This is a genomic window from Salinarimonas rosea DSM 21201 (assembly GCF_000429045.1).
Lineage (GTDB): Bacteria > Pseudomonadota > Alphaproteobacteria > Rhizobiales > Beijerinckiaceae > Salinarimonas > Salinarimonas rosea.
In genome coordinates this window covers 36,860-61,267 of the sequence record NZ_AUBC01000019.1, presented here as the reverse complement: position 1 = coordinate 61,267, position 24,408 = coordinate 36,860, and the positions used below count along the sequence as shown (strand labels likewise).

Genomic DNA, 24,408 nt, shown 5'->3' with positions numbered 1-24,408 from the left:
GCCAGCCCGTCCATGTCCTCCGCGTCGCCCCCCGCCATCGAGCTCGTCGGCGTCAACAAGAGCTTCGGCCCGGTCCACGCCAACAAGGACGTGAACCTCCGGGTCGAGGCCGGCACGATCCACGGAATCGTGGGCGAGAACGGTGCCGGCAAGTCCACCCTGATGTCGATCCTCTACGGCTTCTACGAGGCCGATACGGGGGAGGTCAGGGTCAAGGGGCAGCGGCTGCGCATCCGCTCCTCGGCGGACGCGATCGCGGCGGGCATCGGCATGGTCCACCAGCATTTCATGCTCGTGGACACGCTCACCGTCGTCGAGAACGTCATGCTCGGCGCGGAGGGCGGGCAGCTGCTCGCGGGCGGCGAGGCGAAGGTGCGCAAGGAGCTCGCACGCTTCGACGCCGACTACGGGCTGACCATCGATCCCGACGCGCTGGTGGGGGACCTCTCCGTGGGTCTCCAGCAGCGCGTCGAGATCATCAAGGCGCTCTACCGGGGCGCCGAGATCCTGATCCTCGACGAGCCGACCGCCGTGCTCACCCCGCACGAGGCGCAGGGCCTGTTCGAGCTGCTGCGGACGCTGAAGTCCCGCGGCGTCACGATCGTGCTGATCACGCACAAGCTGCACGAGATCATGGCCGCGACCGACAGCGTCTCGGTGATGCGCCGGGGCGAGATGGTGGCGACGGTCCGCACCGCCGAGACCTCGCCGGCGCAGCTCGCGGACCTGATGGTCGGCCGCCACGTGCTCCTCCACGTCGAGAAGGGCGCGCATCATCCCGGCGAGCCGATGCTGTCGGTGCGCAACCTCTCGGTCGCCGACACGCTCGGCGTCATGCGCGTGATCGATGTCTCCTTCGACGTGCGAGCCGGCGAGATCGTCGGCATCGCCGGCGTCGCCGGCAACGGCCAGAGCGAGCTGCTCGAGGCGATCGCAGGCATGCGGCCGATCGCTGCCGGCACGATCGCGGTGCGCGGGCGCGTGCTCGAGGCCGGGGAGCGCGACCCGCACCGCCTGCGGCAGATGGGCCTCCTCCACGTGCCGGAGGACCGCATCCGCATGGGCCTCGTGCCGTCCTTCGAGGCCTGGGAGAGCGCGGCGCTGGGCTTCACGGACGACCCCGCCTACGGCACCGGGCCGATGCTGAGCCAGGGGCGGATGATCGCCGACGCGCAGCGCAAGATGGAGCTCTACGACGTGCGTCCGCCGGCGCCGCGGCTCAGGACCGCGAGCTTCTCCGGCGGCAACCAGCAGAAGCTCGTCCTCGCCCGCGAGATCGAGCGCGGCCCCAAGGTCCTGCTCGTCGGCCAGCCGACGCGCGGCGTCGACATCGGCGCCATCGAGTTCATCCACAAGCGCCTGATCGCGCTGCGCGACGAGGGCGTTGCGATCCTGCTCGTCTCGGTCGAGCTCGACGAGATCATGAGCCTTTCCGACCGCATCCTGGCCATGTGCGGCGGCATCATCACCGGCGAGCGGCGGCCCGAGGAGACGAACGAAGGGGAGCTCGGCCTGCTGATGGCGGGCGTCGCCGCCTGACGCGTCCCTCCCCGTAGGGGAGGGGAATGCCGGCGCAGCCGGCTAGGGCCGGGGTCCGTCGCCTGCCGTCGATGCGCGTCGCTTCGGCTGCGCCGTACACGCCTCGCAGCGTGCCCCATCCGTCTCGGCGCTGCGCGCCGATCCACCTTCCCCTACAGGGAAGGACATTCGACCCGCATCTCCCGGACAGCGCATGACCCCCGACCGCCGCCTCACCCTCGCCCGCCCGGACCTCGCCGACGCCGCCCTCGAGGGCATCGTCCCGGCCGCGCGCTACGCCGCGCCGACCCCCAAGCGCGTGCGCGCGCCGCTCGTCGACCTGCGGCCGCAGCCGCGGCTCGACGCGGGCATCGACACGCAGGCGCTGATGGGCGAGGCGGTGGACGTGCTCGACGTCGACGAGGAAGGCTTCGCCTTCGTCCGCCTCGCGCGAGACGGCTATGTCGGCTGGCTCTCCGCGGATGCGCTGGGCGAGGCGGAGCCCGCCCCCACGCACCGCGTGGCGGCGCTGCGCACCTTCCTCTATCCCGGCCCGTCGATGAAGCTGCCGATCGCAGGCTGGCTGAGCCTCGGCGCCGAGGTGGCGATCGTCGAGACCCGCGGCGACTTCGCCCACGCGCCGGGCGCCGGCTGGCTCCACATGCCCCACCTCGCCGCCCGCGACGCGGCGCCCGAGGCCGACTTCGTGGCCGTGGCGGAGCGCTTCCTGCACACGCCCTATCTCTGGGGCGGCGTCTCGAGCCTGGGGCTCGACTGCTCGGGCCTGGTGCGCGCGGCGCTCCATGCCGCCGGGCGCGCCTGCCCGCGCGACACGGACATGCAGGAGGCGGCGCTCGGCGAGGCCGTGCCCGAAGGCGCGCCGCTCCGCCGCGGCGACCTCGTCTTCTGGAAGGGCCACGTTGGCATCATGCGCGACGAGGCGACCCTGCTCCACGCCAACGGCTGGCACATGGCGGTCGCGAGCGAGCCGCTGGCGCAGGCCCGCGCCCGCATCCTGGAGAAGAGCTTCGGCCCGGTGACGCGGATCGTGCGGCTCCCCTGACGCGCGAAGGCCCGCCGCGCGTGGCGCGACGGGCCTTCTCGGATCGCGTCGATACGCGGGGAGGGGGCTCAGCCCACGTTGACGCCGTGGTGCTTGGCGAGCGGGCCCAGCCCGCCGGCGAAGCCCTGGCCGACGGCCTTGAACTTCCACTCGTCACCGTGGCGGTAGACCTCGCCGAAGATCATCGCCGTCTCGACGGAGGCGTCCTCCGAGAGGTCGTAGCGGGCGATCTCGGCGCCGCCGGCGGCGTTCATCACGCGGATGAAGGCGTTCGAGACCTGGCCGAAGCTCTGCTTGCGGCTCTCGCCCTCGTGGATCGTGACGCAGAAGACGAGCTTCTTGACTTCGGCGGGGAGCTTGGAGAGGTCGACCTTGACCTGCTCGTCGTCGCCCTCGCCCTCGCCGGAGCGGTTGTCGCCGGTGTGCTCGACGGAGCCGTCGCCGCCGATCTTGTTGTTGTAGAAGATGAAATCCTGGTCGGAGCGGACCTTGCCGTCGTCCTTCACCAGGAAGATGCTCGCGTCGAGGTCGAACTCTGCGCCGTCGGTCGCACGCGGATCCCAGCCGAGGCCGACGATGACGTTCGTCAGGCCGGGAGCCTCCTTGGAAAGGGATACGTTGCCGCCCTTCGAGAGAGAAACACCCATGATCGTCTCCTCTTGTTGCGCGGCCGGCGATCCGCCGGCCGCCTCGTGAAGTCGCATGCCCGTCAGGCGAAAAGCAGGTCCTGATAGGCGAAGAGAATGAAGCCCGCATAGGCTGCGAGCATCGCGATGCCCATGCCGCGCCCGATGCGCGAGACCGTGAGCATCCAGGCCGCGAAGGCGGCCGTCGCGCCGGCCATCACCCACATGTCGATGTCCACCAGCGTCGCGTCGACGACGAGCGGCTTGATCATCGCCGTGATGCCGACGATCGAGAGGATGTTGAACAGGTTAGAGCCGACGATGTTGCCGATGATCATGTTGGTCTGGCGCTTCAGGGCCGCGGCCAGGCAGGTCGAGAGCTCCGGCAGAGAGGTGCCGACGGCGATCACCGTCAGGCCGATCACCGCCTCGGGCACGCCGAGCGCGTTGCCGGCGGCCACCGCCCCCTGCACCAGCATCTCGGAGCCGACCACCAGCGCGGCGAGGCCCGCGAGCAGGAAGCCGAGCCCCTTGAGCGGCGTGTCGATGCCCTTCTCGTCGGCGTCCTCGTCGTGGACGTCGTCGTCCGCGATGCCCGTGTCCTTCCAGTACTGGTAGGCGATGAAGGCGGCGAGCAGCGCGAACATGCCGAAGCCCGCCCAGCGCGGCACGATGCCGTAGAGCATCAGCGCGACGAGGATGACGGTGGCGACGAGCATCATCGCCATGTCGCGGAACAGCTCCCGCGGCTTGCCCTGGAGCGTGAAGACCACGGCCGTGGCGCCGATGATGAGCAGGATGTTGGCGATGTTCGACCCGACGATGTTGCCGAGCGAGATGCCCGGGAAGCCCGTCAGGTTGGCGTTCACCGAGGTGAACAGCTCGGGCGCCGAGGTGCCGAAGGCGACGATCGTCGCCCCGATGAAGAGCTTCGAGAGCCCCGCGCGCTCCGCGATGAAGGCGGCGGCATCGACCGTCCAGTCGCCTCCCTTGATCAGGAGGAAGAGACCGAACGCAATGGCACCGAAGGCCAGGACGGTCAGTTGGTAGTCGCCGAGCTCGTTCATGGGGTACGCGGGGCTCCGAAGGTGGTACGATTGGGGAGAGGGCAGGGGAAGGCCACGACCCGTCGTCCCCGGCGCGCGCCGGGGACGACGGGAGCGTTGCCCGCGCGTGCCGGATCAGAGATCGAAATCGGCGGGGTCGAGGGAGAGCTCGCGGCAGATCGTGCGAACGACGGCCTTCTCCTTGTCGTCGAAGTCGCCGTCGGAGGCGCCGATGGCGATGCACACGCGCACCATGACGCGGGCCGCGTCCGGCTTGTCGCGCAGCTTGCCGACGTGCTTGAGCGCCTCGGCCCGGCCGATCTCGGCATCGAACTCGAACTTCTCGGTGATCTTCTTGAAGAAGGCGATCACCTCCTCGAGCTTGAAGACCTTCAGCTCGTCCGAGTTCTCGATGTACTTCATCATCTTCTGCTTCTCGGACGAGGAGATGTCCCCGTCGGCGGCGGCGACGAGGGCGCAGCCGGCCACCACCGCCTCCATGAACTCGCGGTTCTTGAAGCGGCCGACCTCGGTCTGCAGCGCCTCGCGGGCCTTCGTCACGTTCGTCTTGAGCCAGTCGAGCACCATGGTCCTGGTCCTTCCCTCTTCGTGAATGGGCCGCCCCGTGCGGCGCACGGTGCGGCGGGGCGAGGCGCGCCGGGCGCGCTCCGTTCTGCCGGTCGGCTCCGTGCCCCTGCCGGGGTCTACTTGGAGCCGCGGGTCCAGCGCATGCCCCAGCCGTAGGCCTCGTCCATCGGCTTGTGGTTCTGGAAATACTTGATCTCGCGCGACACCCGCATCTGCCCGCCGACGTTCTCGACGAGCGTCACGGCGCACATGCCCATGTTGGAGGTCTCGTCGAGACGCACCTCCACCGGCGGCTGGTCCGGCGCGTAGACGGTCACCACGCCGTCCGTCGCCGCCCAGTTCGGCGCGCCCTCGTAGATGAAGGCGTAGACCAGCACGCGGCGGATCTCGTCCCAGTGCCGGCCGTTGATGCGCAGCCACTCGCCGTCGGCGCTCTGGCCGGTGCGGTCGTCCGCCGACAGCTGGACGTAGGGCGGCCCGTCGAAATAGCCGAACGAGTCGCCCAGCGCCTGCACGGCGCCCTTGCGGCCGTCGGCGAGCTCGAACAGGCAGCCGAGGTCGAGATCGACGCCCTTGGGCTTGCCGAACCCGAAGAAGCCGCCGCCGCCCGACGGCGGGGCCTGGTTGCGGTTCCAGTTGAGGTTGATCCGCACCTCGCCGTAGCCGCCCGACGCCTTCTTCGTCAGGTCGATCGACTTGCGCTCCTTGGTGAGCGTCACCTTGGAGAGGTTGATCGACGGTGCCGCAGCGGGTGCAGCACCGCTGTTCCCGGTGCTCGCGGCGCCGACGCGCGGCACGCTCGGGGGCCGGGCGGAGGGGGCGGGTTGCGGCGGTGGCGCGGGCTCGGGCTCGTCGTCCACCGAGACGCCGAAGCTCTCGGCCAGCGGCTTCAGCCCCCCCGCGAAGCCCTGGCCGACGGCGCGGAACTTCCATTGGCCGTTGCGCAGGTAGAGCTCGCCCAGGATCAGCGCCGTCTCGACCATGCCGGCGGTCTCGACGGGGTAGGTCACGACCGTGCTGCCGCCGTCGAGCACCGCCACCTCGAGCGACGCGACCTGCGAGAAGGAGACACCCCGCCCGGCACCGTGGATCGTCGCGGTCACGGCGACCTTCTCGACGCCCGCCGGCATCGCGCCGAGGGAGACCGAGAACGTGGTCTCCTTGACGCCGCCCGCGGCGGGAGCGTTCTGCGAGGTGAGCCGCACGGCGCCGCCGGGCCCCTCCGGCTGGCCGTAGAACACCATGTCCGTGTCGCCCGAGACCTTGCCGCTCCCCTGCAGGAGGAAGGCGGAGACGTCGATCTCCGCGACCGGCCCGGACGGCGCGAAGCGCACCCGCACCACGGGCTGGCTGGCGTTCACCGGCGCGTTCGCGCCCTTCGTGAGCTGCGTCACGGTCTCACCCCTCCGTTCGCGCGGCCTCGACGGCTGCGTCTCAGATATGAGCGGTGGCCGCGCCCGCAAGATCCTGGGCGGTACGCCCGTTCGCGGGCGCACCGATCGCCTTCATCGTCCACTCGCCGGAGGCGCGGCTGAGGACGGCCATCACGACGCCGGTATGGGCGCCCTGCTCGGTGAGAGTGTAGCGGGCGATCTCCTTGCGCGCACGCTCGTCGACGAGGCGGCAGAAGGCGTTCTCGACCTCGTTGAAGGTCTGGCCGCGGAAGGAGTTCACCGTGAAGACCAGCGTCTGCACCGCGGCGGGCAGGCGCTCGAGGTCGACGCCGATCGTCTCGTCGTCTCCGTCGCCCTCTCCGGTGAGGTTGTCGCCGGAATGGACGACGGCGCCGTCGCCGGACTTGAGCTGGCGGAACCAGACGATGTCGACGAGCTGCTTGCCCCCGTCGAACATCAGGCAGGACGCGTCGAGGTCGATGTCCCCGCCGCCGCCGCCGCCGAGCAGGCCGGACAGGAAGCCGCCCTTCTTCTTCACCGGATCCCAGCCGAGACCCATGCGCACCTTCGAGAGGCCGGCGCTCTCCTTGGCGAGCGAGATGGTCTGGCCCTTGGACAACGAGATCGCCATGCGTGCCTCCCTCCGAGACGCGCGACTCGTCCGAACGTGGTCGCGCGTCGAATTTCCCTTGCGCCGTTAAGTGGTTCCGCTAGAGAATGCTGTCAAGCCGCAAAGCTTGGAAACACTGCGCGAGACGTTCTTTCCGAATTCGCGTCGCGCGCAGGTGTTTTCATCCCGTCCGACCCGCCGAGACACCCATCCGACGAGCGAACGCGCCGAGCCAGGCGGCGAATCGGCCGGTGCGTATCCGCGCGCCGGCTCTCCGCACATGCTCTCTCTCGATGACGGGTTCATGTCGTCATGAAGACGATCCTGTTCACGCAGGGCCACGCCAGCCAGCGCGCGGTGGTCCGGCTCGCGCGCGCCGCCGCGCCCTCCGCCTCTCCCGCGGGCCTGCGCGTCCTCGCCTCGCACGCGGACGACCGCGAGGACATCCTCGACGGGGCGGACGTCGCCCTGCGCGAGCCCGCGCGACCCGATCCGCGCGCCGAGGGCGCGGCCTACGCCGCCTGGCTCCTCGCCGAGGCGCGCGCCTCCGCGGTCGGGGCAGTCCTCGCCATGCGCGAGCGCGCGGCGCTCGCCGCGGCGCGGGAGGACTTTTCGGCGGCGGGCATCCGCCTCGCCTGCGGGGCGACGACGCCCGACGCGCTCGAAGCCTGCGCGCGCAAGGACCTGTTCGCCGCCCGGATGCGGACGGCTGGCCTGCCGGTGCCGGAGACGATCGCCGTGGTCGACGCCGCCGGCCTCTCCCATGCGCTCGCGACCCTCTCGGGCGCGCACGGCGCCTGCGTGAAGCCCGCGTCCGGCGTCTACGGCCGGGGCTTCTGGCGCCTCGACGGGCATGCTGACGCCTTCGCGCATCTGGAGGACCCGGACCGTCGCGTCGTCCACCCCGACGTGTTCGCCGCCGCCTGGGCGGCCGCGCGCGAGCGGGACCGGCTCGTCGTGATGGACTACCTGCCGGGGGACGAGCACTCCGTCGACGTCGTCTGCGACGAGGGTCGCCTCGTCGCCGCCGCGGCGCGGCGCAAGTCGGGCGCCTACCAGGTCGTGACGACCCGCGGGCCCGAGATCGACCTGGCCGAGGCCGTCGTGGCCACGCTCGGCCTCGACGGGCTCGTCAACGTGCAGACGAAGGCGGACGGGGAGGGCGTGCCGAAGCTCCTCGAGGTCAACACCCGCTATGCCGGCGGCGTCGGCTATTCCGCGGCGGCGGGCGTCAACCTGCCCGCGATCGCGACCGCGACCCTGCTCGGCCTCGCGCCCCCGCGCGAGGCCTTCGGCGGCCCCGAGCCGCGGGCGGTGCGCATCGTCGACGAACCGGTGCTGCTGGAGCGGGCGTCCGCGCGGCTGGCGACGGAGTTCGATGCGCGGGCGGAGGAGGCGGCCTAAACACCGGGTCCTCCCCGGAGGGGAGGAGTCCGCGCGGCACGCGCGGGCGGTGGGGCCGTTCGATCGCCCCGGCGGGCGGTGTCGCCGCCCTCCCCACCCTCCGGCCTTCGGCCGTCGTCCTCCCCTGCGGGGAGGAGGCGGTCGGAGCGTGCCGTCGCCGTTCGCCACATGCGCCGACCCCGCGTCCTCCCCGGAGGGGAAGAGTCCGCGCGTAGCGCGGGCGGTGGGGCGGTTCGATCGTCCCGGCGAGCGGTATCGCCGCCCTCCCCACCCTCCGGCCTGCGGCCGTCGTCCTCCCCTGCGGGGAGGAGGCGGTCGGAGCGTGTCGTCGGCGTTCGCCACATGCGCCGACCCCGCGTCCTCCCCGGAGGGGAGGAGTCCGCGCGAAGCGCGGGCGGTGGGGCGGTTCGATCGTCCCGGCGGGCGGTATCGCCGCCCTCCCCACCCTCCGTCCTCACCTGCGGGGAGGTGGCGGTCGGTGGCCGGCGCCGATGTCGTGCCGCCTCTGCCCGATCAGGACCAATAACGGGCCGGATCCGTGAGGCGGGCGTAGACGTCGTCCATCACGTCGGGCAGCTCGTGCATGACCTGCCCGTTCCAATAGCGGGCGACGCGGAAGCCTTCGCGGCGCAGGTCGGCGTCGCGCCGGCGATCGCGCGCCTCGTGCGGCGCCTCGCCATGATGTGCGCCGTCGATCTCCAGAACGAGCCGCGCCTTCAGGCAGGCGAAGTCGACGACGAAGGGGCCGATCGGCACCTGGCGCCGGAAATGGAAGCCGGCCGGGCGAAGCCGGCGCAGAGCCGCCCACATGCGCCGTTCCTGACGCGTCGCATCGTGGCGCAGCTGCTGGATCCGTGCGACGGGGACCGTGGAGACGGGGCGACCCGTCGGGCCGGCGGGCATGGCGAGCATTCCTGTTCTGTTCTCATACAGAACATAGCGGAAGAGGCCGCGATTGCAACCGATAAGGTGCGGGCGGTGGGGCGGTTCGATCGTTCCGGCGAGCGGTATCGCCGCCCTCCCCACCCTCCGGCCTGCGGCCGTCGTCCTCCCCTGCGGGGAGGAGGCGGTCGGAGCGTGTCGGCGGCGTTCAGCCGATCGCCGCGACGATCGCCTCCAGCGCGGCCGGCGCCTGCGCGCCGTCGGGGCCGCCGGCCTGGGCCATGTCGCGGCGCCCGCCGCCGCCCTTGCCGCCGAGCGCCTCGGAGGCCGCGCGCACCAGCGCCACCGCGTCGAAGCGCTCGGTGAGGTCCTCGGTGACGCCGACGACGACGCCGGCCTTGCCGTCGTCCGACACGCCGACGATGGCGACGATGCCCGAGCCGAGCCGGCGCTTGCCCTCGTCGACGAGGCTCTTGAGGTCCTTCGGCGCGACGCCCTCGACCGCCCGGGCCATGAGCTTCACGCCCGCGATCTCGCGCACGTCGGACGCGCCGGAGCCGTCCCCGCCGCCGCCCATGGCGAGCTTCTTCCTCGCATCGGCGAGCTCGCGCTCGAGCTTGCGGCGCTCCTCGACGAGGGCGGCGACGCGCCCGGGCACCTCGTCGACGGTCGTCTTGAGCAGTCCCGCGACGCCGTGCAGCGCCTTCGATTCCTCCGCGAGGTGCCGCCGCGCGGCCTCGCCGGTGAGCGCCTCGATGCGGCGCACGCCGGCCGCGACCGCGCTCTCGCCGACGATGGAGACCATGCCGATCTCGCCCGTGCGTGCCACGTGCGTGCCGCCGCACAGCTCGATCGAGTAGGGCTTGCCGGCGAGCGCCCCGTCGCGGTTCGTGCCCATGGACACGACGCGGACCTCCTCGCCGTACTTCTCGCCGAAGAGCGCGCGGGCGCCGGACGCGATGGCGTCGTCGACGCCCATCAGCTTGGTGACCACGGGCTCGTTCTGCAGCACCAGCGCGTTCGTCAGCGCCTCGACGCGGCCGAGCTCCTCCTCGCCGATGGGCTTGGGGTGCGAGATGTCGAAGCGCAGCCGATCCGGCGCCACGAGCGAGCCCTTCTGCTGGACGTGATCGCCGAGCACCTGGCGCAGCGCCTCGTGCAGGAGGTGGGTGGCCGAATGGTGCGCGCGGATCGTGGCGCGCCGCGCGTGGTCGACGGTGAACTCCGCGGCATGGCCGACGACGAGGTGCCCGTCCACCACCGTGACGTGGTGGACCCACAGGTCGCCGAGCTTCTTCTCGACGTTCGTCACCCGCGCGCGGAAGCCCGCGCCGGCGATGATGCCGGTATCGCCCACCTGGCCGCCGCTCTCCGCGTAGAAGGGCGTCTGGTTGGCGACGAGGAGGCCGGTGTCGCCGACGCCGATCGTGTCGACCCGCGCGCCGTCGCGCACGAGCGCGGCGACGACGCCCTCGGCGCGCTCGGTCTCGTAGCCGAGGAACTCGGTCGCGCCCACCGCCTCGCGGATGCCGTACCAGACGGTCTCGGTCGCGGCTTCGCCCGAGCCGGCCCAGGCGGCGCGGGCCTTCTCGCGCTGGCGCTCCATCGCGGCGTCGAAGGCGGCCTTGTCGACGCCGATGCCGCGGGCGCGCAGAGCGTCCTGCGTCAGGTCGAGCGGGAAGCCGTAGGTGTCGTAGAGCGTGAAGGCGGTCTCGCCGGAGAGCTCGTCGCCGCGCCCGAGCGCCTTCGTCTCGTCGTCGAGGATCGCGAGCCCGCGCTCGAGCGTCTTGCGGAAGCGCCGCTCCTCGAGCTCGAGCGTCTCGCGGATCAGAGGCTCCGCCCGCTCCAGCTCGGGATAGGCCTCGCCCATCTCGCGCACGAGGGGATGCACGAGGCGGTGCATCAGCGGATCGCGCGCGCCGAGCAGCTGCGCGTGGCGCATGGCGCGGCGCATGATGCGGCGCAGGACGTAGCCGCGGCCCTCGTTCGACGGCAGCACGCCGTCGGCGACGAGGAAGGCGGAGGCGCGCAGATGGTCGGCGATGACGCGGTGGGAGGCCTTCTGCGGCCCCTTGGCGTCGACGTTCGTGAGAGTCTCCACGGCGCCCGTGAGCAGGCGCATCGTGTCGATCTCGTAGTTGTCGTGCGTGCCCTGGAGGACGGCGGCGATGCGCTCGAGCCCCATGCCGGTGTCGATCGACGGCCGCGGCAGGTTCACCCGCTCCTCCGGCGAGAGCTGCTCGTACTGCATGAACACGAGGTTCCAGATCTCGATGAACCGGTCGCCGTCCTCGTCCGGCGAGCCGGGGGGGCCGCCGGGGATGTGCGAGCCGTGGTCGTAGAAGATCTCCGAGCAGGGGCCGCAGGGGCCGGTGTCGCCCATCTGCCAGAAATTGTCCGAGGTCGGGATGCGGATGATCCTGCTGTCGGGGAGCCCGGCGATCTTCTTCCACAGCCCCGCCGCCTCCTCGTCCTCGGAATAGACCGTGACGAGCAGCTTCTCGGCGGGGAGGTCGTACTCCTTGGTGATCAGGTTCCAGGCGAGCTCGATCGCGCGGTCCTTGAAATAGTCGCCGAAGGAGAAGTTACCGAGCATCTCGAAGAAGGTGTGATGCCGCGCGGTGTAGCCGACGTTGTCGAGGTCGTTGTGCTTGCCGCCCGCGCGCACGACCTTCTGCGCCGTCGTCGCGGTCGTGTAGGGCCGCTTCTCGACGCCGGTGAAGACGTTCTTGAACTGCACCATGCCGGCGTTGGTGAACATCAGGGTCGGGTCGTTGCGCGGCACGAGCGGGGACGAGGGGACGATCTCGTGCCCGTTCGCGGCGAAGTAGTTCAGGAAGGCCGACCGGATCTGGTTGACGCCGCTCATGGAGACACTCTGCGAAAGGGGAGGCGGGGGGACACCGCCGAAAGCGTGGGGCCGTTCTAGAGTTGGGCGTTCGGCTTGTCGAGTGGAAGGGCGAGGGGCGACGTGACGGGCGCCGGAACGCGGCGCGCGCGCCCGCCATTGTCCGCCGGCACGCGAGCGGCTAGTCTGCGGCGAAATCCACACGGATCGCGGCGTGCGTCGCGCGGGTTTCGAGAGCCCGCGCAACCCACGCGTACGCCGATCGCAGAGGCCTCGGGAGGCCCACGAGAATGCGCATCGAGAACGACCCGAAGCTCGACTTCAAGGACGTGCTGATCCGCCCGAAACGCTCGACGCTGGCCTCGCGGGCCGCCGTCGACATCACGCGCACGCTGCGCTTCATGCACACGGGGCGCACCTGGACGGGCTTCCCGCTGATCGCCGCCAACATGGACGTCACCGGCACGATGGGCATGGCCGCCGCGCTCGCCCGCCACGGCGCCATGGTGGCCTTGCACAAGCACTATCCCGCCGACAGGCTCGCCGACTTCTTCAACGGCCCGGACGCGGCGAACACCTTCTACACGATCGGCACCGCCGAGGCGGACTGGGAGAAGTTCGCCGCCGTGAAGCGCCGGGCGCCGGTGCACTTCCTGTGCATCGACGTCGCCAACGGCTACACGGAGAAGTTCGTCGAGATCGTGGAGAGGGCGCGCGCCGAGAACCCCGACGCGGTGATCATGGCCGGCAACGTCGTCACCGGCGACATGACCGAGGCGCTGATCCTGGCGGGCGCCGACGTCGTCAAGGTGGGGATCGGCCCGGGCTCGGTGTGCACCACCCGCAAGATGACGGGCGTGGGCTACCCGCAGCTCTCCGCCGTGATCGAGTGCGCCGACGCCGCGCACGGGCTGAAAGGCCTCGTCTGCGCCGACGGCGGCTGCACCGTTCCCGGCGACGTCGCGAAGGCCTACGGCGCGGGAGCGGACTTCGTCATGCTCGGCGGCATGCTCGCGGGCCACGACGAGTGCGAGGGCGAGATCGTGCGCGAGACGGTCGACGGCGTCGAGCAGCCGGCGAAGATGATCTTCTACGGCATGTCCTCCGACACGGCGATGAAGAAGTACGCCGGCGGCGTCGCCGCCTACCGCGCCTCCGAGGGCAAGACCGTCGAGGTGCCCTATCGCGGGCCGGTCGACGGCACGATGCAGGAGATCATGGGCGGGGTGCGCTCGATGATGACCTACATCGGCGCGATGTCGCTCAAGGAGGTGCCCAAGCGCACCACCTTCGTGATGGTGGGCGCGCAGCTCAACACGGTGTTCGGGAGCTGACCGGGGCGGGGCCGCGCGCGCCGTCGGGTCGCAGCCGGAACGGATGGGCGTGGCCCGCGGTTGCCGCTAGCCTCACCGCCGACCCACCGGAGACGACATTCCCATGGCCGAGATCGACCCTCCCCGCATCGCGGGCGCCGCGCTGGGGGCGGTCGCGCTCGCCGCGGGCGGCTCGGCGCTCCACGCCTGGCTCCACACCCGGCGGGTCACGCGCGAGATGCACCCGCCGATCGGGCGCTTCGTCGAGGTCGAGGGGGTGCGGCTGCACTACGTGGACGTCGGCCCGACGGACGGCGACCCCGGCGATGCGCCGCCGATCCTGTTCGTGCACGGCAACGGCGCCTGCCTCGAGGACATGCTCGTCTCCGGCCTGATCGACGCCTGCGCGACGCGCTGGCGCTGCATCGTGCCCGACCGGCCGGGCTACGGCCATTCGTCGCGCCCCTCCGGCCGGCCCTACGACCCGCGCGACCAGGCCGATCTCCTGCGCGCGTTCCTGGCCGAGCTCGGCGTCGAGCGGCCGCTCCTCGTCGGGCATTCCTGGGGGGCGCTGCTCTCCCTGGCGATGGCGCTCGATCATCCGGAGGCGGTGGCCGGCGCGGTGCTGATGTCCGGCTTCTACTATCCGCAGGAGCGCGGCGACGTCGCGGCGATGGGCCTGCCGGCGATGCCGGTCGTCGGCCATCTGCTCGCCTGGACGCTGGGCCCGCAGACGATGCGGCGGCTCGCGCCCAAGCTCTACCCGCGCCTGTTCGACCCGCACCCGATCCCGCCACGCATGCTCGCCGACTACCCCTTCGCCTACGGCGAGCGACCCGGGCAGATCCGCGCGGCGGCCGCCGAGCTCGCGGTGATGCGATCGGCCGCGGCGGAGCTGATGCCGCGCTACGCCGGCTGCGACGTGCCGGTGACGCTCCTCCACGGTGCGGAGGACAAGGCGCTGCCCGCCGCGCTGCACACCCAGCGCCTCGCCGCGGAAATTCCGGGCGCGCGCGTCGCGCTCCTCCCTGGTCTCGGGCACATGGTCCACTATTTCGCTCGGGACGCGATCCTCGCGGCGATCGACGAGACGTTGGCGAGGGCGACCCGCAGGGCGGCCCCCGCGCCCTCGGGGATCGGCGTCGCTCCGCGCGCGCCGAATGATCCTGCCCTCCGGGTGTGATCCTGCGGGTGCGCCGCAGCGTACGTGTTGAGGAGACGGCGAACATGCCGCGGATTCGAGCGCGCGTTGGTGTCGGGGGTTAGAGCGACGATGAGGAACCCGGAGGGTCTGGCGTCCGATTTCGGGCACGCCGAGAACGCGGCGGCGGAACTCGCCGACCTGCGCGACGCGTCGGCAGGCATGGAGGAGGCGAAGGGCGCGCGCGTCGCGATCGTCGGCGCCGGCCCCGGCGGCCTCGCCGCGGCGCTGCTGCTGGCCAAGCAGGGCGCGCACGTGACGATCTACGAGAAGGATGCCCAGGTCGGCGGCCGCACCAAGACGGTGACGGCGCCGGGCGGCTACAAGTTCGACATCGGGCCGACGTTCTTCCTCTATCCCCGCATCCTCGCCGAGATCTTCGAGGCCTGCGGCGAGCGGCTGTCCGACCATGTCGACCTGGTTCGGCTCGATCCGCAATACCACGTCGTGTTCGAGGGCGGCGGCGACATCAAGGCCACGCCGGACATCGCCCGCATGGCCGCCGAGATCGCCTCGATCGCGCCCGAGGACGCGAAGAACGTCGCGCGCTTCATGCAGGAGAACCGCAAGAAGCTCGAGCTCTTCCGGCCGATCCTCGAGCGGCCCTTCGACAGCCCGCTCGACGTCGTCTCCCCGGCGATGCTCCAGGCGCTGCCGATGATGCGCCCGTTCTCGAGCGTGGACGGGGACCTCAAGCGCTACTTCCAGGACCCGCGGGTGCGGCTCGCCTTCTCGTTCCAGACGAAGTACCTGGGCATGTCGCCCTTCCAGTGCCCGAGCCTGTTCACGATCCTCTCGTTCCTCGAGTACGAGCACGGCGTGTTCCACCCGATCGGCGGCTGCGGCGCCGTCTCGGACGCGATGGCGACGCTCGCCGAGAAGATGGGCGTGACGATCGCGCTCGACACGCCGGTCGACGAGATCCTCTACGAGGGCGACCGCGCCGTGGGCCTCGTCGTGAACGGCGAGCGCAAGCCGGCGGACGCGGTCGTCGTCAACGGCGACTTCGCCCATGCCGCGCGCCGGCTGATCCCGCAGGCGCATCGCCCGCGCTGGCCCGACCGGAAGCTCGACAAGTCGCGCATCTCCTGCTCGACCTTCATGCTCTATCTCGGCATCGAGGGCGATCTCGGCGACCTCGAGCACCACACGATCCTCCTGTCGGACGACTACGCCAACAACATCGAGGAGATCTCGAGCTGCCGGCTGCCGACGAAGCCGTCCTTCTACGTCCAGAACGCCGCGCGCACGGATTCCTCGATGGCGCCGGCGGGCCATTCGAGCCTCTACGTGCTCGTGCCGGTACCGAACCTGCGCTCTGGCACCGACTGGGCGACCGAGACGGCGGCCTTCCGGGCGAAGACGCTGGAGCGGCTGAAGGTGCTCGGCCTCCACGACATCGAGCGGCGAATCCGCTACGAGCGGGTGATCACGCCCGCGGGCTGGCAGGACGAGTTCGCCGTCAGCGAGGGCGCGACCTTCAACCTCGCGCACGACCTCGGCCAGATGCTATACTTCCGGCCGCACAACCGTTTCGGCAAGGGCGTCTACCTCGTCGGCGGCGGCACGCATCCCGGCTCGGGGCTGCCGGTGATCTACGAGGGTGCGCGCATCACGACGCGGCTCCTGCTGGAGGACCTCGCCGCCGAGCGCGCGCGGCCCGGCCGCTCGCTGTTCCGGCGCGCGGCCGGCGCGCCCGCCCGCGCCTGAGAAGAAGGACGACGACGTGCCCCTCCGCATCGCGCTCCTGTGTGCCGCCCTCCTCGCCGCCGCGCCGGCCTACGCCGCGGCCGCTTCCCTCGTGGTGCGGGTGAGCGGCGTCGCGGCCGGGCAGGGGCCGGTCTTCGTGGGCCTGTGCGATCGCGCCCTCGATCGGGACACATGCCCGATCGGCAAGTTCCAGCGCGCGAGCGGCGGCACGCTCTCCTTCCGCTTCGACGGCGTGCAGCCCGGCCGCTGGGCGGTGGCGGCCTACCAGGACGTGAACGGCAACGGTGCGCTCGACACGCAGCCGGTCCTGGTCTGGCGCCTGCCGAGCGAGCCCTACGGCTTTTCCAACGACGTCGGGCGGTTCTCGCCGCCGACCTTCAGCGGCGCGGCCTTCGAGCTGCCGTCGACCGGCGGCACGGTGTCGGTGCGGCTCGGGCGCCTGCCGCTCGACGACGAGGACGCGGTGCAGCAGGCGATCGAGCGACAGAGCCGGTGAGCGGAGCGCACCGGCGGCGGACGAAGCGGCCCGGGGGACCGGCCAGCGAGAGGAGCGTGACGTGAGTGGGTCTTCCAAGAAGGTGGCGGTGATCGGCGGCGGGCTCGGCGGCCTCGCCAGCGCCTGCGTGCTCGCGGCGCGCGGGCACGAGGTGACGCTCTTCGACAAGAACGCCTGGGTCGGCGGCAAGGCGGCGGTGCTGCACGAGGGCGGCTTCCGCTTCGACATGGGCCCGACGATCCTCACCGTGCCCCGCGTGCTGCACCGCATCTTCGCCGAGGCGAAGCGTGACATCACGCAGTACATGGACCTGGTGCGGCTCGACCCGCAGTGGCGCTGCTTCTTCGAGGACGGCACGCATTTCGACCTGTGCGAGAGCGTCGACAAGATGAAGGCGGACATGAACGCCTTCGCGCCCGGCGTCGGCGCCGGTGAGGGCTACGAGCGCTTCATCGCGAAGTCGAAGAACCTGCACGAGATCTCCGAGCGGTTCTTCTTCTGGAAGCCGGTCGAGGACCTGTTCGACACGATCAACATCAAGAAGAACTTCGACCCCAACACCCTGCGCGACGTCATGGCCCTGCGGATGGGCGCTTCGGTCGCCGGCACGATCCGCTCGCACGTGAAGGACGAGCGGCTCTCGCAGATGCTCGACCACTTCACGCAGTACGTCGGCTCGAACCCCTACGGCTCGCCGGCGGTGCTGTGCTCCATCGCCCACATGCAGGTGGCCGAGGGCGTCTGGTACCCGATGGGCGGCACCCGCGCCGTCGCCGAGGGGCTGGCCAAGCTCGCCACCGATCTCGGCGCGACCCTGCGCCCCTCCACCGACATCGTCGGGATGGAGCTCTCCGGCAAGCGCGTCACCGGCGTGAAGACGGCGGCGGGCGAGACCGAGCGCTTCGAGAAGGTCGTATCGAACATGGATTCGATCCGCACCTACCGCGAGCTCGTCGGCGGCGATGTCGGCGCACGCTACGACAAGAAGGGCTTCGAGCCCGCCTGCTCGGGCGTGGTGCTCTATCTCGGGCTCGACAAGCGCTACGACCATCTCGCGCACCACGACTTCGTCTTCTCCCGCGATCCCGAGGAGGAGTTCCACCACATCTACGACAAGGGCGAGCCCGCGCCGGATCCGACGGCCTACCTCGCCGCGCCGGCCGCGACCGATCCGTCGGTCGCGCCCGAGGGCGGGGAGGCGCTGTACGTGCTCGTCCACACGCCCTACCTGCGCCCGCACCACGACTGGTCGAAGATGTTCGCACCCTACCGCGAGAAGATCATCGAGAAGCTGGAGCGCACCGGCGGCATGCCGGACCTGCGCGAGCGCATCGTCGTCGAGCGGCACCTCACGCCGCAGGACATCCACGATCGCTACAAGGTGCTCAACGGCGCGATCTACGGTCTGGCGAGCCACGGCAGGTTCCTCGGCGCGTTCAAGCCGGGCAACCGCTCGCGCGACATCGAGGGGCTCTATCTCGCCGGCGGCGCGGCCCATCCCGGCCCCGGCATGCCGATGGTGATGATGTCCGGCTGGATCGCCGCCGACGCGCTGGACCAGGACGCCCGCGGCGGCGGGCTGGCCAAGGCGTCGTGAGGCGGTGGGCGCCGCGCCGCTCCCGCCCCGTCGGGGCGGGGACGATCCGCGGAGCGGATCAGGGGCGGGGTCCCCCGGCTCGACGCGTCCGATTTCGGCTCCACCGAAGCGCGCCTGCGGCGCCCCCCCTCCGTCTCGTCGGCTTCGCCGCCGATCCATCTCCCCCGATGGGGGAGGAGGGGGCGCATGATTGACCCCCGCGCCAAGGCGCGCCGCCTCGCCGCGCGGCTGCCCGAGGCCGAGCGGCCCACCACCCTGCGCGATCCGCGCCGGCTCGGATTCTTCACCTTCTACTTCAAGCGCTACTTCAAGAAGCACATGAACGCGCTGTGGATTCCCCCATGGGGCGTCCCCGGCTTCGCCGGCGAGGCCGCGCCGCTCGTGCTGTATACGAACCACCCCGCCTGGTGGGACGCGGCGACCTACATCCTGGCCGGGGACACCTTCTTCCCCGACCGCCAGTCCTACGCCCCCATCGACGCCGAGATGCTCCAGGCCTACGGCTTCATGAAGCGCATCGGCGCCTACGGCATCGACCTCGAGAGCCCGAAGGGTGCCGCGGACTTCCTCGCCGCCTCCGCCGACATCCTGACGCGGGACGACGCGGCGATCTGGCTCGCGGCGCAGGGGCGTTTCATGGACGTGCGCACGCGCCCGATCGGGCTGCGGCCGGGCGTCGCGCGGCTTGCCGAGATCGCGCCGCATGCGCTCTTCGTGCCGCTCGCGATGGAGTACCAGTTCTGGGAGCAGCGCGGCGCGGAGGCGTTCCTGGCCTTCGGCGAGCCCGAGCGCGGCGCGGATCTCCTCGCCCTGGACCGGGAGGCGCGGCGCACCCATCTGGAGGAGCGGCTGACCGGCGTGCTCGACCGCCTGTCGGCGGACGTCGCGACCCGCGACCCGGCCCGGTTCGAGACCGTCCTTTCCGGCGCGGCCGGGGTGGGGGGCGTCTACGGGGCCTGGAAGCGCGCGCTCGCGGCGATGAAGGGCGAGCGCTACGAGGCCGCGCACGGGCGCCGGCCTCATCCCGGAGACGACCGACCGTGACGGTGATCGCCATCCTCGCCCTCGCCTTCGCAGCTCTGGGTGCGCTGCTCGCCGCCGTGAACCTGGGCGCCATGCGCACGCCCGCCTTCCGCGCGGCCGGGGAGGGAACGCGCGTCTCCGTGCTGATCCCCGCCCGCGACGAGGAGGCGAACATCGCCGCCTGCGTCGAGAGCGCGCTCGCGAGCGAGGGCGTCGCCGTCGAGGTCGTCGTCATGGACGACGGCTCGACCGATCGCACCGCCGAGATCGTGGCGGCGCTCGCCGCGCGGGACGATCGCGTGCGGCTCGAGCGCGCCCCGCCGCTGCCCGCCGGCTGGACCGGCAAGGTCCACGCCTGCCAGCGGCTCGCGGACGCGGCGTCGGGCACGCATCTCCTCTTCGTCGACGCCGACGTGCGCCTCGCCCCGCGCGCCGCCGCCTCGCTCGTGGCGCACCAGCAGGAGAAGGGGCTCGGCCTCGTCAGCGCCGTGCCGCGGCAGGTCATGAAGACCTGGGGCGAGCTCCTCACCGTCCCGATGATCAACTTCCTGATGCTCGGCTACCTGCCCGTGCCGATGATGCGCACGCGCCCCGACCGGGGGCTCGGCGCGGCGTGCGGGCAGACGATGCTGTTCCCGCGCGAGGCCTACGACGCGATCGGCGGCCATGAATCGATTCGCCACCTCCTGCACGACGGCATCCAGCTCGCCCGGCGCCTGCGCGACCACGGCCGCATGACGGACGTCGTTCTCGGCGCCGAGCTCGCCGCCTGCCGCATGTACGACGGCTTCCGGCCGGCCTGGGCCGGCTTCATCAAGAACGCGCACGAGGGCATGGCGTCGTGGGGGCAGCTGCCGGTCTGGACGGCGCTGCTCGGCTTCGGCCACGTGCTGCCGCCGCTCCTGGTGCTCCTCGCGCTCCTCGGAATCGGCCCGCTCGCGCCGGCGCTCGGGGCGCTCGTCCTCTCGCTGGGCATGCGCGCGGCGATCACGCGCGCGACGCGCGAGAGCTGGTGGACCGTGCCGCTGCACCCGGCCACCGTCTCGGTGGGCCTCGCCATCCAATGGGCGTCGCTCCTGAAGCTCGGCCGCGGCCGTGCGGGCGGTTGGAAGGGGCGCGTCTATCCGGCACAATGAGCGCATGAGCATCGCCGCCGCGCCCGCCCCCACGAAGACCCATCGCGACGAGAACTTCCCCGTCGCCTCGCGGCTGATCGCGCGCCCCCTGCGCGCGCCGGTGCTCGCCTTCTATCGCTTCGCGCGCGCCGCCGACGACGTCGCCGATGATCCCGCCGCCGCGCCGCAGGAGAAGCTCGCCCGGCTCGCGGGGATGGAGCGGGCGCTGCGCGCGGGCGATCCGGCGGAACCCGTGGCGGCGGCGCTGCACGCCGCCGACCGGCGCTTCGGCGCCGGCGTCGAGGAGGCGCTCGCGCTGCTCGACGCCTTCCGGCAGGATGCGGTGAAGAGCCGCTACGGCGACTGGGCGGAGCTTCTCGCCTATTGCCGGCGGTCGGCGGACCCGGTCGGGCGCTTCCTGCTGCGGCTCCACGGCGAGGACGCGGCGGCGCAGGCGCCGGCGGACGCGCTGTGCAGCGCGCTGCAGATCCTCAACCACCTCCAGGACCTGGAGAAGGACCGCGCGGCGCTCGACCGCGTCTACCTGCCCGGGCCCTGGATGGAGGAGGCCGGCGGCGAGGCGGCCTTCTTCGCACCGGCGAATTCGTCCGGCCGACGGCCGATCCTCGACGCGGCGCTCGACCGGGTCGACGACCTCCTCGCCCGCGCGGCGAGCCTGCCCGAGCGCGTGCGCTCGCGGCGGCTCGCCGCCGAGAGCGCGCTCACCCTCGCGCTGGCGCGCCGGCTCGCCGCGAAGCTGCGGGCAGGGGATCCGGTCGCGACGCGCATCGCGCTCGGCAAGCGGGACGTCGCCGCCGCCGTCACCGGCCTTCCCGGGGCGCTGGCGCGGCGGCACGGGTCGAGCGATCCGCGGGTGGTGAAGGAGATCGTCGCCGTCTCGGGCTCGTCCTTCAAGCTCGGCATGGCGGCGCAGGCCACCGAGCGGCGCCGCGCCAACTACGCGCTCTACGCCTTCTGCCGCGTCATCGACGACATCGCCGACGGCGCCGCCCCGCTGCCCGAGAAGCGCGCCTTCCTCGACGCCTGGCGCCGCGAGATCGACGCGCTTCCCGCCGCGCCGACGGGCCCGATCGGCCGCGAGCTCGCCCGGGCGATGAAGGCCTGCGACCTGCCGCGGGACGAGTTCCACGCGCTCCTCGACGGCATGGAGAGCGACGCCTGCAAGCGCGTGCGCATCCCCGACGCCGCCGCCTTCGACCTCTACTGCCGCCGCGTCGCGGGCGCGGTGGGCGTGCTCTCGGTGCGCATCTTCGGCGCGCCGGGGGCGCACGACTTCGCCCTCGTCCTCGGGCGCACGCTCCAGGTCGTCAACGTGCTGCGCGACGTCGACGAGGACGCCGCCATCGACCGCGTCTACGTCCCCCTCGACCGGCTGGCCGCGCTCGGCATCGCCGACGGCGACGCGCCGGAGATGGTGGCGCATCCGCGCTTCGCCGAGGCCTGCGCGGCGCTCGCCGAGGAGGCGCGGGCCGGGTTCGCGCAGGCCGACCGGATGCTCGCCGCGCTCGACCGGCGGGCGCTCAGGCCCGCGATCGTGATGATGGAGGGCTACCGCCTTCTCTTCGCCAAGCTCGGCGCCCGCGGCTTCGCGCATCCGCGAGGGCCGCGCCTGCGGCTGACGAAGCCGGAGAAGGCGCGCCTCGTCCTGCGCGCGATGCGCTTGCCCGGCGGCGCCCGATGAGCGCGGGCGGCCGCCTGCACGTCGTCGGCGCGGGCGTCGCCGGGCTCGCGGCCGCCCTCCACGCGGCCCGGGCCGGGGCCGAGGTGCATCTCCACGAGGCCGCGCCGCAGGCCGGCGGGCGCTGCCGCACGATCTCGCCCGCGGACGGCTTCGGGCACGACAACGGCACCCATGCCCTGCTCGGCGCCAACCCGCGCGCGCTCGCCCTGCTCGAGCGCATCGGCGCGCGCTCCCGCTGGATCGAGCCGGAGCCCGCGGGCCTGCCGGTCTACGATGCCGCCACCGGCCGGCTCGGGCACGTCGGGCTCCACCCGCTCGCCTGGCTGCGCCCGCGCCTGCGGCCGGACGGGCTCGGCCTCGCCGACCTGCCGCGCCTCGCGCGCCTCGCCCTGCCGCTGCCGGACCGAGCCATCGGCGATCTCTTCGCCGGGCGGGCGCTGCTCGAGAGCTTCGTCGAGCCGCTCACGGTGGCGGTGCTGAACACGCCCGTCGAGATCGCCTCCGCCCGCCGTCTGGGGCGGGCGCTGCGCAAGGTGGTCCGCCCGGGCGGTGCGCGCCTCTGGGTCGCCGAGCGCGGGCTCGGGCCGGACCTCGTGGCGCCCGCGCTGGAGGCGCTCGCCCGCGCCGGCGGGCGGATCGCGCTGGGGTCCCGGCTGCGTGCGCTCGAGGTGCGGGAGGATCGCGTCGTCGGGCTCGTCATGGCGGATCGCACGGTGGCGATCGGGCCGGGCGACGGGGTCGTTCTCGCCCTCCCGCCCGCCGAGATCGCGCGCCTGCTCCCGGCGCTGCCGGTGCCCGACGCCTACGAGCCGATCGTCAACGCGCATTACCGCGTCGCCGGGCCGGCGCGGCCGCGCTTCGTCGGCCTGCGCCACGCGCTGGCGCATTGGGCGCTCGCCCGGCCCGACCACGTCTCGGTGACGGTCTCCGCCGCCGCGGCGGCGGTGGGGAGCGATCCGCGGGCGCTGGCCGCGCGTATCTGGGAGGAGGTCGCCCCCGCGTTGCGCGCGGCGGGCGTACCCGTCGGCGAGCCCGTGGAGCAGCGCGTGGTCAAGGAGAAGCGGGCGACGATACGCCAGGCCGCAGGCCCCGACGGCCCGCGGCCGCGCGCGCCCTGCGTCAACCTGCGCCTCGCGGGCGACTGGCTCTCGCGCCTGCCGGCGACGATCGAGGCCGCCGTGATCTCCGGCGAGGATGCCGCGCGCGACCTCCTCGCCGCCCCGCCGCCGCGGGCGGCCGGGGCGCCGCTCGTGCGCCCGGCGCGGAGCGCACCATGACGCGCCCGCCGCTGACCGTGCTGCTCGCCGCCCCGCGCGGCTTCTGCGCCGGGGTCGAGCGCGCGATCGGGGCGGTCGAGGCGGCGCGCGCGGCGACGGATCGCGCCGTCTACGTCCGCCACGAGATCGTGCACAACGGCCGCGTCGTCTCCGAGCTCGCCGCCAAGGGCGTCGTCTTCGTCGACGAGGTGGACCAGATCCCCGACGGCGCGGTGACGATCTTCTCCGCCCACGGCGTCTCGCGCGCCGTCGAGCGGCGGGCGGCCGAGCGCGGGCTCGACGTGATCGACGCGACCTGCCCGCTGGTGCGGCGCGTCCACCTGGAGGGCCGCCGGCACGCGGCGGAGGGACGCGCGCTCGTCGTCATCGGGCATGTCGGCCACGCCGAGGTCGAAGGCATCCTCGGGCGGATCGACGGCACCGTCCACGTCGTCGGCAGCGTCGCGGAGGCGGCGGCGCTGGAGCCCGAGGACCCGCAGCGCCTCGCCTACGTCACCCAGACCACGCTGTCGGTCGATGACACCCGCGAGATCATCGCGGTGCTGTGCTCCCGCTTCCCGGCGATCGTCGGCCCCGACGTGAAGACGATCTGCTACGCCACCCAGAACCGCCAGGCGGCGTTGCGGGTCCTCGCCGAGCGGGCGCAGCGGATCGTCGTGTGCGGCGCGCCGAACTCGTCGAACGCCACCCGGCTCAAGGAGCTCGCCACGGTGCTCGGGCGCCCGGCCCTGATGATCGCCGACGCCACCGAGCTCGACGAGCGCTTCGTCGCCGAGGTCTCCGTGATCGGCCTGACGGCGGGCGCCTCCGCGCCGGAAGTGCTCGTGCGCGAGACGCTGGAGCGGCTGCGCGGCTGGCGCGAGGTCCTGGTGGAGGAGGTCACCACCACGGTGGAGACGACGCGCTTCGCGCCGGTGGATCTCGGGGCGCTGGCGGGGCGGTGACGAGGAGAGGTCCCGCTGCTCCGAGCGTGCGGTTTCGGCTTCGCCGAAGCG

At 72.5% G+C, this 24,408-nt stretch carries 20 protein-coding genes; 13 read left to right on the top strand and 7 right to left on the bottom strand.

Annotated elements, in window-relative coordinates:
• The first annotated feature begins 12 nt into the window (after window positions 1-12).
• Window positions 13-1,539 (top strand): ABC transporter ATP-binding protein, encoded by a 1,527-nt coding sequence (locus G407_RS0115640; RefSeq protein ID WP_029031570.1) that lies wholly within the window; start codon window positions 13-15, stop codon window positions 1,537-1,539.
• Window positions 1,540-1,732: 193 nt separating this feature from the next.
• The gene (locus G407_RS0115635) at window positions 1,733-2,581 is read left to right on the top strand and encodes a C40 family peptidase (protein WP_029031569.1); all 849 of its coding nucleotides are present in this window, start codon (window positions 1,733-1,735) and stop codon (window positions 2,579-2,581) included.
• A gap of 68 nt (window positions 2,582-2,649) precedes the next feature.
• Here the strand turns inward: G407_RS0115635 and G407_RS0115630 are convergent, their stop codons facing one another.
• From G407_RS0115630 to G407_RS0115610, 5 genes are all read right to left on the bottom strand, one after another.
• A complete protein-coding gene (locus tag G407_RS0115630) occupies window positions 2,650-3,228 on the bottom strand; it encodes a TerD family protein (protein WP_029031568.1) in 579 nt (192 codons plus the stop codon).
• A gap of 62 nt (window positions 3,229-3,290) precedes the next feature.
• Window positions 3,291-4,274, bottom strand: coding sequence for a calcium/sodium antiporter (locus G407_RS0115625; protein ID WP_029031567.1), 984 nt, complete (start codon window positions 4,272-4,274; stop codon window positions 3,291-3,293).
• A gap of 114 nt (window positions 4,275-4,388) precedes the next feature.
• The gene (locus G407_RS0115620) at window positions 4,389-4,841 is read right to left on the bottom strand and encodes a tellurite resistance TerB family protein (RefSeq protein WP_210163122.1); all 453 of its coding nucleotides are present in this window, start codon (window positions 4,839-4,841) and stop codon (window positions 4,389-4,391) included.
• 116 nt (window positions 4,842-4,957) lie between these two features.
• Window positions 4,958-6,235, bottom strand: coding sequence for a TerD family protein (locus G407_RS0115615; RefSeq protein ID WP_029031565.1), 1,278 nt, complete (start codon window positions 6,233-6,235; stop codon window positions 4,958-4,960).
• Window positions 6,236-6,275: 40 nt separating this feature from the next.
• Window positions 6,276-6,866: a TerD family protein gene (locus G407_RS0115610; protein WP_029031564.1), complete on the bottom strand. Its 591-nt coding sequence runs from the start codon at window positions 6,864-6,866 to the stop codon at window positions 6,276-6,278.
• A gap of 291 nt (window positions 6,867-7,157) precedes the next feature.
• Between G407_RS0115610 and G407_RS28055 the strand changes: the two genes are divergently transcribed.
• A complete protein-coding gene (locus G407_RS28055; RefSeq protein ID WP_052341440.1) occupies window positions 7,158-8,249 on the top strand; it encodes an ATP-grasp domain-containing protein in 1,092 nt (363 codons plus the stop codon).
• A 513-nt stretch (window positions 8,250-8,762) separates the two neighbouring features.
• Here the strand turns inward: G407_RS28055 and G407_RS0115600 are convergent.
• Window positions 8,763-9,152 carry an endonuclease domain-containing protein gene (locus G407_RS0115600; RefSeq protein WP_210163121.1) on the bottom strand — a complete coding sequence of 130 codons (390 nt, stop codon included), beginning with the start codon at window positions 9,150-9,152 and terminating at the stop codon, window positions 8,763-8,765.
• A gap of 187 nt (window positions 9,153-9,339) precedes the next feature.
• Window positions 9,340-12,000: an alanine--tRNA ligase gene (alaS, locus tag G407_RS0115595; protein ID WP_029031562.1), complete on the bottom strand. Its 2,661-nt coding sequence runs from the start codon at window positions 11,998-12,000 to the stop codon at window positions 9,340-9,342.
• Between the two features lie 269 nt (window positions 12,001-12,269).
• On the opposite strand from alaS, the gene G407_RS0115590 reads away from it, so the two are divergent.
• From G407_RS0115590 to ispH, 10 genes are all read left to right on the top strand, one after another.
• Window positions 12,270-13,313 carry a GMP reductase gene (locus G407_RS0115590; RefSeq protein ID WP_029031561.1) on the top strand — a complete coding sequence of 348 codons (1,044 nt, stop codon included), beginning with the start codon at window positions 12,270-12,272 and terminating at the stop codon, window positions 13,311-13,313.
• Between the two features lie 103 nt (window positions 13,314-13,416).
• On the top strand, window positions 13,417-14,475 hold the full coding sequence (locus tag G407_RS28050; RefSeq protein ID WP_043539954.1) for an alpha/beta fold hydrolase: 1,059 nt from the start codon (window positions 13,417-13,419) through the stop codon (window positions 14,473-14,475).
• Between the two features lie 180 nt (window positions 14,476-14,655).
• Window positions 14,656-16,203: a phytoene desaturase family protein gene (crtI, locus tag G407_RS28045; protein ID WP_052341451.1), complete on the top strand. Its 1,548-nt coding sequence runs from the start codon at window positions 14,656-14,658 to the stop codon at window positions 16,201-16,203.
• A gap of 16 nt (window positions 16,204-16,219) precedes the next feature.
• Window positions 16,220-16,699 (top strand): DUF2141 domain-containing protein, encoded by a 480-nt coding sequence (locus G407_RS28040; RefSeq protein ID WP_156917607.1) that lies wholly within the window; start codon window positions 16,220-16,222, stop codon window positions 16,697-16,699.
• Between the two features lie 61 nt (window positions 16,700-16,760).
• Window positions 16,761-18,296 carry a phytoene desaturase family protein gene (locus G407_RS0115570; protein ID WP_029031560.1) on the top strand — a complete coding sequence of 512 codons (1,536 nt, stop codon included), beginning with the start codon at window positions 16,761-16,763 and terminating at the stop codon, window positions 18,294-18,296.
• 186 nt (window positions 18,297-18,482) lie between these two features.
• The gene (locus tag G407_RS28035) at window positions 18,483-19,340 is read left to right on the top strand and encodes a lysophospholipid acyltransferase family protein (protein WP_245259100.1); all 858 of its coding nucleotides are present in this window, start codon (window positions 18,483-18,485) and stop codon (window positions 19,338-19,340) included.
• The gene (locus G407_RS0115560; RefSeq protein ID WP_029031559.1) at window positions 19,337-20,455 is read left to right on the top strand and encodes a glycosyltransferase family 2 protein; all 1,119 of its coding nucleotides are present in this window, start codon (window positions 19,337-19,339) and stop codon (window positions 20,453-20,455) included. Before G407_RS28035 ends, G407_RS0115560 begins: the two co-directional genes overlap by 4 nt.
• Window positions 20,456-20,459: 4 nt before the next feature.
• Entirely contained in the window at window positions 20,460-22,136 is a 1,677-nt protein-coding gene (locus G407_RS30585; RefSeq protein ID WP_052341437.1) for a squalene/phytoene synthase family protein, read from the top strand.
• Entirely contained in the window at window positions 22,133-23,413 is a 1,281-nt protein-coding gene (locus G407_RS28025; RefSeq protein WP_052341436.1) for a hydroxysqualene dehydroxylase, read from the top strand. Before G407_RS30585 ends, G407_RS28025 begins: the two co-directional genes overlap by 4 nt.
• Window positions 23,410-24,357, top strand: coding sequence for a 4-hydroxy-3-methylbut-2-enyl diphosphate reductase (gene ispH / locus G407_RS0115545; protein ID WP_029031558.1), 948 nt, complete (start codon window positions 23,410-23,412; stop codon window positions 24,355-24,357). The genes G407_RS28025 and ispH overlap by 4 nt, the downstream gene beginning before the upstream one ends.
• Window positions 24,358-24,408 lie beyond the last annotated feature (51 nt).

What these genes read in the sequence shown, in the direction of transcription:
- G407_RS0115640 (WP_029031570.1), top strand. Translation starts at nt 13, where the DNA reads ATGTCCTCCGCGTCGCCCCCCGCCATCGAGCTCGTCGGCGTCAACAAG.
- G407_RS0115635 (WP_029031569.1), top strand. Translation starts at nt 1,733, where the DNA reads ATGACCCCCGACCGCCGCCTCACCCTCGCCCGCCCGGACCTCGCCGAC.
- G407_RS0115630 (WP_029031568.1), bottom strand. Translation starts at nt 3,228, where the DNA reads ATGGGTGTTTCTCTCTCGAAGGGCGGCAACGTATCCCTTTCCAAGGAG.
- G407_RS0115625 (WP_029031567.1), bottom strand. Translation starts at nt 4,274, where the DNA reads ATGAACGAGCTCGGCGACTACCAACTGACCGTCCTGGCCTTCGGTGCC.
- G407_RS0115620 (WP_210163122.1), bottom strand. Translation starts at nt 4,841, where the DNA reads ATGGTGCTCGACTGGCTCAAGACGAACGTGACGAAGGCCCGCGAGGCG.
- G407_RS0115610 (WP_029031564.1), bottom strand. Translation starts at nt 6,866, where the DNA reads ATGGCGATCTCGTTGTCCAAGGGCCAGACCATCTCGCTCGCCAAGGAG.
- G407_RS28055 (WP_052341440.1), top strand. Translation starts at nt 7,158, where the DNA reads ATGAAGACGATCCTGTTCACGCAGGGCCACGCCAGCCAGCGCGCGGTG.
- G407_RS0115600 (WP_210163121.1), bottom strand. Translation starts at nt 9,152, where the DNA reads ATGCCCGCCGGCCCGACGGGTCGCCCCGTCTCCACGGTCCCCGTCGCA.
- alaS (WP_029031562.1), bottom strand. Translation starts at nt 12,000, where the DNA reads ATGAGCGGCGTCAACCAGATCCGGTCGGCCTTCCTGAACTACTTCGCC.
- G407_RS0115590 (WP_029031561.1), top strand. Translation starts at nt 12,270, where the DNA reads ATGCGCATCGAGAACGACCCGAAGCTCGACTTCAAGGACGTGCTGATC.
- G407_RS28050 (WP_043539954.1), top strand. Translation starts at nt 13,417, where the DNA reads ATGGCCGAGATCGACCCTCCCCGCATCGCGGGCGCCGCGCTGGGGGCG.
- crtI (WP_052341451.1), top strand. Translation starts at nt 14,656, where the DNA reads ATGGAGGAGGCGAAGGGCGCGCGCGTCGCGATCGTCGGCGCCGGCCCC.
- G407_RS28035 (WP_245259100.1), top strand. Translation starts at nt 18,483, where the DNA reads ATGATTGACCCCCGCGCCAAGGCGCGCCGCCTCGCCGCGCGGCTGCCC.
- G407_RS30585 (WP_052341437.1), top strand. Translation starts at nt 20,460, where the DNA reads ATGAGCATCGCCGCCGCGCCCGCCCCCACGAAGACCCATCGCGACGAG.
- G407_RS28025 (WP_052341436.1), top strand. Translation starts at nt 22,133, where the DNA reads ATGAGCGCGGGCGGCCGCCTGCACGTCGTCGGCGCGGGCGTCGCCGGG.
- ispH (WP_029031558.1), top strand. Translation starts at nt 23,410, where the DNA reads ATGACGCGCCCGCCGCTGACCGTGCTGCTCGCCGCCCCGCGCGGCTTC.